Source organism: Mycobacterium sp. TH-M25 (assembly GCF_057473665.1).
In genome coordinates this window covers 1-8,398 of sequence record NZ_JBYCLA010000232.1, presented here as the reverse complement: position 1 = coordinate 8,398, position 8,398 = coordinate 1, and the positions used below count along the sequence as shown (strand labels likewise).

The following is an 8,398-nucleotide window of genomic DNA, read 5'->3' as shown; positions in this document are numbered from 1 at the left end:
CCAGGTCGTCTCCGGGTCGATAGATCTGCCGGACCACCAGCGCGCACAGGATCAGCACCGCGACGTCGCGCAGCAACACCGTCGTGGTGAACCACTGCTCGGGCAGCCCGCGGTCGGGAACGCTGTAGAGGTAATACATCCGCGGCACCCACACCAGCGCGTCGATCGTCATCCACGCCAACAGGATTCGCCGGTGCGGCAGCGCCAGAACCGCCAGCGGCACCAGCCACAGCGAAAATTGCGGGCTCCACACCTTGTTGGTCAACAGGAACGCCGCCACCACCAAGAACATCAACTGCGCCACCCGCGGCCGATGCGGCGCGCTCAGCGCGACGTAACCGATCGCCGCGCAACACGCCACGAACAGCGTCAGCACGACCAGGTTCAGGTTGTCCGGCGGCTGCCAGAAGCCCAGCCCGGTGTCGAAGCCCTGCCATCGGGTGAACGACTTGACGACGCTGTACAGCGAGTCCATGTCGTCGCCGCGACGGGCGTTCAGCCGGAAGAATTCCGACCAACCCCGCGGAAAGAGCACCAGCACCGGCAGGTTCACCACTAGCCACGTGATGGCCGCCGCGGCCGCGGTGCGAGCCACCTCGCGGAACCGTCCGGTCCGCACGCCCAGCACCAGCAACGGGCCCACCAGCAGCAGTGGATACAGTTTCGCCGCGCCGCCCAGACCGATCAGCACGCCGGCCAGCACCGGCCGCCGGCGCGCCCACGCCAGCAGACCGCCGAGCGCCAAACCCGTTGCCAGCGCGTCGAAATTGGTGAAGATCTGAAAAATCACCAACGGCGAGGCCGCCACCAGTGCGGCGTCCCAGACCCGTCGGCCGGCCAAGCCCGCGGTCGCCCACAGCGTCGCCAGCCAGGCCAACGCCAAGCCGAGTGCGGAGACGTCGAAGAACACCACCACCTCCGCGATCACCGGCAGCGGGATCATCCTGCTCACCGCGGTGTAGGTCTTGGCCAACGACATCGACACGTACTGGTAGACGCCGGTGAGAACCGGATACTCCATATAGCGCACCGCGGGCGAACCGTCGTAACGCGTTTGCGGCTTCCCGCTACCGTCTTTTTCAATCCAGCTCGACTTGTACGGAAAACGGCCCTCGCTCAACAACTCTGCGCCGTACAGCGGCACCGTGTCGGAGTAGCAGAGCTCGTAGTAGGCCCGCTGGTTCTGCCAGTTCGCAACGCGCTGGTCGCCGGGCCCGCTGCCGACGGTCTGCAGGCACGGCGCCTTGGTCGACCAGCCCAACGCCAGGAACACCAGCGCGATCAGGAACATCACCCGCAGCGGCGTCATGATCCGGGTCCGGCCGATGATCGCGTGGCGTCCCACCGGACCGCCCACGACATCGGCCAACGCCGCACCCAGAAAGTCGTTGCGGCTCGGGCAATCCCGGTCATCGGCGGAGCGCAGGTCCTCGGCCAGCGGACCCGGTGAGATGTCGGAGCGCTCGTCGACGGTCACGGTGGGGGCGGCGGTCCCGGCTCGGGCGCTCCCGGTGGCGGCGGAGCGGGCGCCACCGGAACCGTTGTCGGCGGTCCGATCGGAATCGTGATGCCCGGCGCGATTTCAATCGTCGGCTGGATGACTGTCATCTGCGGCGGCGGTGGCGGCGCGACGGGAACGCCGGCAAAGCCGCCGATCTCGGTCGGTTTGGGGAACGCTTCGTTTTTGGTGCCCTTGAGGGCGCCGTCCATCGTCGCCTTCCAGATGTCTGACGGCAGACCGGAACCGTAGACCGCCGCACCGGCCTTGGTCACCAGCGGTATGTCGCCGCGCACGGTGCCGACCCACACCGCCGTCGACAACGACGGGGTGTAACCGACCATCCACGCGTCCTTGTCGGCGTCGGTGTCACCGAACTGGGTAGTGCCGGTTTTGGACGCCGACGCCCGCCCGCCGGCCAGGTTGTGGCCGCGCGACCACCCGGCAATCGGCTGCATCGCCGCGGTGACATTGTCGGCGACATCCTTGGGGATCCGCTGTTCACCGGAGTTGTCGGAGTCGGTCGCGTCGAACAAGACCTTGCCCTCGGCGTTGACCACCTTCTGCACGAAGTGCGGGCGATGGTAGACGCCGGAGTCTGCCAGCGTCGCGTACGCCGAAGCCATATCGATCGGCCGGGTTTGATACTGGCCCAGCACAATTCCGTTATTGGGCGGGCCACCCTTGCCGTCCTCGGACAGCGTGTGCGAAACGCCGGGGAAGGTTTCGGCGATGCCAGCCTGGTGCGCGGCCTGAGCCACGTCCTGCGGGCCGTTCTTCAACTTCAGCATCAGCCGGTAGTAGGAGGTGTTCAGCGACCGCTTCAGCGCCTCGGCGATGTTGCAGACCCCGCAGCCTTCGCCCTCGACGTTGGTGATCTTGATACCGTTGACCGTCAACGGCGCGCTGTCGACCTGGTAGCCCAGGCCGATGCCCTGCTCGAGCGCGGCGACCAACGCGAACACCTTGAACGACGACCCGGTCTGCAATCCGGCCTGGGCGAAGTCGAATCCGTGCGCATCGGCGCCGCCGTAATAGGCCTTCACCGCGCCATTGTGCGGATCGATCGACACAACCGCGACCCGCATGTCGGCGTTCTGTCCGGCCAGGTATTTCGCCACCGCATTCTCGGCGGCCTTCTGCGCCGTCGGGTCGATTGTGGTGGTGATTTGCAGACCCTGGGTGTTCAAGGTCTGCTCGTCGATGTTGAACAGCTCCAGCAACTCTCGGGTCACCTGACGCTGAATCAGCCCGTTGGGCCCGGTGGTCTGATTCTGCTCGCGGGCCCGCTCGGGCGGTACCGTCGGCGGGAACTCTTGGGCTGCGCGGTCTTTCGGTGAGAGCGCGTTGTCATCGACCATCCCGTCGAGCACCCAGTTCCAGCGCTCTCGGGCGCCATCAGGGTCGATCGCCGGGTCCAGCGTCGACGGTCGCTGGATCAACGCGGCCAGCAGCGCGCCGTCGGCGACGGTGAGCTGGTCGACGGGTTTGTCGAAGTAGGCCCGCGACGCTGCCGAGATGCCGTAGGCGCCGCGGCCGAAGTAGATGATGTTCAGATAGGCCTGCAGCACCTCGTCTTTGGACCATTCCCTCGACATTTTGGTCGCGATGACGAGTTCCTTGGCCTTTCGGATCAGACCGCCGATCCCGGCGCGCTGCGACCCGACCAATGCGTTCTTGACGTACTGCTGGGTGATCGTCGAACCGCCCTGGGTGTCGCCGCCGAAGATGTTGTTCTTGAACGCGCGGGCGAAACCGGTGAACGAGAAGCCCGGGTTGGAGTAGAAGTTGCGGTCCTCGGCCGCGATCACCGCCTGACGGACGTGCACCGGCACTTGGTCGAGGTTGACGTCAACCCGGTTACCTTCGGGCGGAACGATTTTCGCCAACTCTGAGCCGTCGCTGGCCAGGATCGTCGATACCTGGTTGGTGCGGATGTCACCGGGCTTGGGAATGTCGACGATGAAGTAGGCCATCGCGAAGGTGACGATCGGCAACAGCAGGAGTACGACCGCGCCGACGTAGCCGCCGCGGCGGGCCCACCTCCAGTTGAGATGCCGCAGCCATTGCCAGCCGTGGCGTTGCGCCCCATCTCGAAGCGGTGCTGCCGTCGGCGACGGACCAGCGGATCCGGGCGGCGTGCGCGACGGTGACTTGGCGTCCAGGACGGCCTTCACCACGTCGATCGGATCCTTGAAGCGGCTCGGCGCATCGTCCTTGACCGGCGGTAGGATCGTGGTGAGCCGGTCGTCGGGAGGTATTGGCGGCCCGGAAGTGGTCTGCCTCGGCTGCGTCGACCCGCGATCGGCCCCTGACCCTTTAGGGTTGTCGGCGGCTGAGTGGTCTTGCGGCCCTTCGTTATTCACTGGCCGTGCGGGCGCCGTCGCGCGCCGTCCGGGTGCTGCGTGACTTGCGCGGCGGACGAGCCGCCGGTGTCGCGCCGAGCACATACGACTTGACCAGGTGATTCCAGCTGCAGGTTCGGCATACCTCCACTACATGTACGGAGAACTCATCGAACCGCGAGGCCAGCAACACCAATTCTTCGGCCGTCCGCGCCGAACCCGAGACCGCGCCCAAGTGGTCGCCGAACACCCACGACACCAGCGTCAGCTGCTCCTTGCGGCAGATCGGGCACATGACGGAGCTGACCTTGCCGTGAAACTTGGCCGCACGCAGCAGGTAGGGGTTGGCGTCGCAGACTTCGGTGACGCCGGTCCGGCCGGAGTAGACCTCGGCGAGCAGCGACCGGCGCCGAAGCGCGTAGTCCACCACCTGTCGCTGCAATCGCACGATCACCAGAGTACGTCCGCGTGGACGGTGGGCCGAGGTAGGTCGGTCACGTTTTCGTTCTAGGAGCCGCTGACCGCGCCGAACGCTCTGCCGTTTTGGCCCACTGGCGACCGGCGGTTGAACGACGCGAAAACAGCAGTTGGAATCCCGAAGTAGCGCCGAATATATCGGACCGATACTATTGCGCGAGACTGTTGCGCGACATAGCAGCGTCGCATTCGACCGAGCAAAGGAGGTGCCCCCGTGCTGGAACTAGCCATCCTGGGCCTTCTGCTCGAGTCACCCATGCACGGCTACGAGCTGCGCAAGCGCTTGACCGGTCTGCTCGGGGCATTCCGGGCATTCTCCTACGGTTCCCTCTATCCCGCACTGCGCCGGATGCAAACCGACGGATTGATCGCCGAGAACGCTGCCCCGGCGGGAACACCGGTGCGTCGCGCCCGACGCGTGTACGAGATGACCGATGCGGGCCGGCTACGTTTCAGCGAGCTGGTGGCCGATACCGGGCCACACAACTACACCGACGACGGGTTCGGTGTGCACCTGGCGTTTTTCAACCGCACACCGGCCGAAGCGCGGATGCGAATCCTGGAAGGCCGTCGCCGCCAGGTCGAAGTACGACGAGAAGGCTTGCGTGAAGCAATCGCGCGGGCCAGCAACTCGCTGGATCGCTACACCCGCCAGCTGCATCAACTCGGGCTGGAGTCCAGCGAGCGTGAAGTCACCTGGCTCAACGAGCTGATCGCGGCCGAACGTTTAGCGCAGAGCAGCGCTGAGCAGACCTAGAGCCAAGCCATCCCCCCACGAAGAGAGTTGAGGAGAACGCCCAATGAGTGAGCAGACCGCGCCGCAGGCGTCCACCGAGGTACGAGTCGCCATCGTTGGCGTCGGCAACTGCGCGTCCTCACTGGTCCAGGGCGTCCAGTACTACTACGACGCCGACGAGAACAGCACCGTGCCCGGCTTGATGCACGTCAAGTTCGGCCAGTACCACGTCCGCGACGTGAAGTTCGTCGCCGCGTTCGACGTGGACGCCAAGAAGGTCGGCTTCGACTTGTCCGAGGCGATCTTCGCGTCGGAGAACAACACCATCAAGATCGCCGACGTGCCACCGACCAACGTGACGGTGCAGCGTGGCCCGACCCTCGACGGCATCGGCAAGTACTACGCCGAGACGATCGAGATTTCTGACACCGAGGCCGTCGACGTGGTGCAGGCACTCAAGGACGCACGGGTCGACGTCATGGTGTCCTACCTGCCGGTGGGTTCGGAGCAAGCCGACAAGTTCTACGCCCAGTGCGCGATCGACGCGGGCGTGGCGTTCGTCAACGCGTTGCCGGTGTTCATCGCGTCCGACCCGGTGTGGGCCAAGAAGTTCACCGATGCCGGTGTGCCGATCGTCGGTGACGACATCAAGAGCCAGGTCGGCGCGACGATCACGCACCGCGTGATGGCCAAGCTGTTCGAGGACCGCGGTGTGCAGCTCGACCGCACCATGCAGCTCAATGTCGGCGGCAACATGGACTTCCTGAACATGCTCGAGCGCGAGCGGTTGGAGTCCAAGAAGATCTCCAAGACTCAGGCCGTCACGTCGAACCTGCAGCGCGAGTTCAAGACCAAAGACGTGCACATCGGCCCGTCCGATCACGTCGGGTGGCTCGACGACCGCAAGTGGGCCTACGTTCGTCTCGAGGGCCGCGCCTTCGGTGACGTGCCGCTGAACCTGGAGTACAAGCTCGAGGTGTGGGACTCGCCGAACTCGGCAGGCGTCATCATCGACGCGGTGCGCGCAGCCAAGATCGCCAAGGATCGCGGCGTGGGCGGGCCGGTCATCCCGGCGTCGGCATACCTGATGAAGAGCCCGCCGAAGCAGATGGCAGACGATATCGCCCGGACCCGGCTCGAAGAGTTCATCGAGGGCTGACCTTTCCCACCCAACGTCGAGTTGTCGGGCCGCGTCTCGGCTGAATCGCCCAACAACTCGACGTTCGGCCGGGTCCTTTAGTGTCGAGAGCCATGACCGACCTTTCCGACGGCGACCTGGTTGGACTGTCCGAATTCGGGCTGCTGGCCGAGAACGCCGAGCAGGCGGGCGTCACCGGTCCGCTGCCGTCGGTGCGGCGGGTCGAGGCCGGCGGCATCAGCGCGCTGCAGTGGGGCGAGGAGTCGCCGCGGGTGGTGTTCTTCCACGGTGGCGGGCAGAACGCGCACACCTGGGACACCGTGATCGTCGGTCTGGGCGTGCCCGCGCTGGCGGTCGACCTGCCCGGCCACGGGCACTCGGCCTGGCGCGAAGACGGCGACTACTCACCGCAGCACAACGCGGAAGCCGTGGCGCCGGTGATCCGCGAGTTGGCCCCGGATGCCGAGCTGGTGGTGGGCATGTCGCTGGGCGGGCTGACCGCGATTGGCCTGGGTGCGCTCGAGCCGCAGCTGGTGCGCGAGCTCATGCTCGTCGACGTCACCCCGTCGGCGATGAAGCGGGTCGCCGAGATGACCAGCGAACAGCAGGGCGCCGTCGCGTTGATGCGGGGCGACCGGGAATTTCCCAGCTTCGACGCGATCCTCGACATCACCGCCGCCGCGGCCCCGCACCGCGATCGGAAATCATTGCGCCGCGGCGTTTTCCACAACACCAAGCAACTCGACAACGGCACCTGGACGTGGCGCTGGGACACCATCCGGGAAGTTCCGGACTTCGACGGCCTGTGGGACGACGTGGCCGGCTTGTCGGTGCCGGTGCGGTTGGTGCGCGGCGGCACCTCGGGATTCGTCACCGACGAGGACGCCGATGAACTGGGCAGGCGCGCGCGGCACTTCCGGGGCCTGCGAGTGGTGGAGAACTCGGGCCATTCGGTACAGAGCGACCAGCCGCTCGTGCTGACCGAGATCCTGCGCGGCGTGCTGAGCGGCGGCTGACCTACTCGGCACGGCTGTCGGCGGCGATGGTGTCGATGCCGGTATGTCGTTGGCCGCGGTACTGGACCTATGCGTATCCATACATAAGAGCACCCGCGATCCGCGCCTACGGTGGAGGGCATGACTTCTTCCGACCGGCCGATCCGCATCGGCGTTCAGCTGCAGCCCCAGCACACCCCGGACTACGCCCGCCTGCGCGACGCTGTGCGCCGACGTGAAGACGTCGGCGTCGACGTCGCCTTCAACCGAGACCACTTCTTCCCGCTGTACGGCGACCCCGACGGCGCGCACCACGAATGCTGGACCATGCTGGGCGCCTGGGCCGAGCAGACCTCCCGCATCGAGATCGGCGCCCCGGTGACCTGCAACTCCTACCGCAACCCCGAGCTGCTGGCCGACATGGCCCGCACCGTCGACCACATCTCGGACGGCCGGCCGATCCTGGGTATCGGATCGGGCTGGAAGGAGAGGGCTTACGACGCGTACGGCTACGAGTTCGGCACCGTCAGCAGCCGACTGGACGACCTGAGCAACGCCGAGGCGCTATGCCGCTGGCGCGATCCGGCATGAGGGTCGGCGCGGCGAAACTGGTCGCGCTGCTGGCCACCGTGCTGCTGACCTACACGCTGGCGCCGGTCGCTCCCGCGAGCGCCGGCAACAATCTCTGTAAGCCGGTCGGTGAGGAAGGCGCGATCGCGCTGCCGCGAAAGCTGGCAGCCGCCAACCGGCCCCGCGAGGACAAATACACCACCGCCGACGTCGAGCCGCTGAGCGCGGTCGACATCAACAAGCTCGGCTTGCGCACCCCCGGGACGCTGATCGTGGGCACCCAGCCGGGCGGCCCGCCGACCAGCTGCCTGGACAGCGCCGGACGCTACTCCGGATACGACAACGAGCTGCTGCGGGCGATCGCTGCGAAGCTGGGCCTGCGCGTCGTCTTCGCCGGCACCGAGTTCTCCAGCCTGCTCGCCCAGGTCGCGTCGCGGCGCTTCGACGTCGGCTCGGCGTCGATCATGGCCACCGAAGCGCGCCGTCGCACAGTCGGTTTCACCAATGGCTATGACTTCGGTTACCTGTCGCTGATCGTGCCGTCCGGCTCGCCGTTGGGCAGCTTCGACGACCTCGCGGCCGGGCAGCGGATCGGCGTGGTGCAGGGCACCGTCGAAGAGGCCTACGTCATCGACACCC

Annotated in this window: 7 protein-coding genes and 1 pseudogene; 5 read left to right on the top strand and 3 right to left on the bottom strand. The window is 66.5% G+C overall.

The genetic code is table 11. The features are described from left to right. The 3 genes from AC2VOU_RS07780 to AC2VOU_RS07770 form a co-directional block, all read right to left on the bottom strand. A partial coding sequence (locus AC2VOU_RS07780; protein WP_486956852.1) for a glycosyltransferase family 87 protein occupies positions 1–1,477 on the bottom strand: 1,477 nt, incomplete at its 3' end. Continuing rightward, entirely contained in the window at positions 1,474–3,864 is a 2,391-nt protein-coding gene (locus tag AC2VOU_RS07775; protein WP_486956851.1) for a transglycosylase domain-containing protein, read from the bottom strand. The genes AC2VOU_RS07780 and AC2VOU_RS07775, both read right to left, overlap by 4 nt. Further along, positions 3,857–4,291 carry a DUF5318 family protein gene (locus AC2VOU_RS07770; RefSeq protein ID WP_486939193.1) on the bottom strand — a complete coding sequence of 145 codons (435 nt, stop codon included), beginning with the start codon at positions 4,289–4,291 and terminating at the stop codon, positions 3,857–3,859. The genes AC2VOU_RS07775 and AC2VOU_RS07770 overlap by 8 nt, the downstream gene beginning before the upstream one ends. Positions 4,292–4,534: 243 nt before the next feature. Between AC2VOU_RS07770 and AC2VOU_RS07765 the strand changes: the two genes are divergently transcribed. From AC2VOU_RS07765 to AC2VOU_RS07745, 5 genes and pseudogenes are all read left to right on the top strand, one after another. Further along, on the top strand, positions 4,535–5,077 hold the full coding sequence (locus AC2VOU_RS07765; RefSeq protein WP_486956850.1) for a PadR family transcriptional regulator: 543 nt from the start codon (positions 4,535–4,537) through the stop codon (positions 5,075–5,077). A gap of 43 nt (positions 5,078–5,120) precedes the next feature. Then, positions 5,121–6,215: an inositol-3-phosphate synthase gene (locus AC2VOU_RS07760; protein WP_486956849.1), complete on the top strand. Its 1,095-nt coding sequence runs from the start codon at positions 5,121–5,123 to the stop codon at positions 6,213–6,215. A 92-nt stretch (positions 6,216–6,307) separates the two neighbouring features. Further along, positions 6,308–7,210 (top strand): alpha/beta fold hydrolase, encoded by a 903-nt coding sequence (locus AC2VOU_RS07755; RefSeq protein ID WP_486956848.1) that lies wholly within the window; start codon positions 6,308–6,310, stop codon positions 7,208–7,210. A 120-nt stretch (positions 7,211–7,330) separates the two neighbouring features. After that, a pseudogene (locus AC2VOU_RS07750) lies at positions 7,331–7,747 on the top strand (LLM class F420-dependent oxidoreductase); the annotation flags it as partial. A gap of 29 nt (positions 7,748–7,776) precedes the next feature. Continuing rightward, the coding region (locus AC2VOU_RS07745; protein ID WP_486956847.1) for an ABC transporter substrate-binding protein at positions 7,777–8,398 on the top strand (622 nt) is incomplete at its 3' end.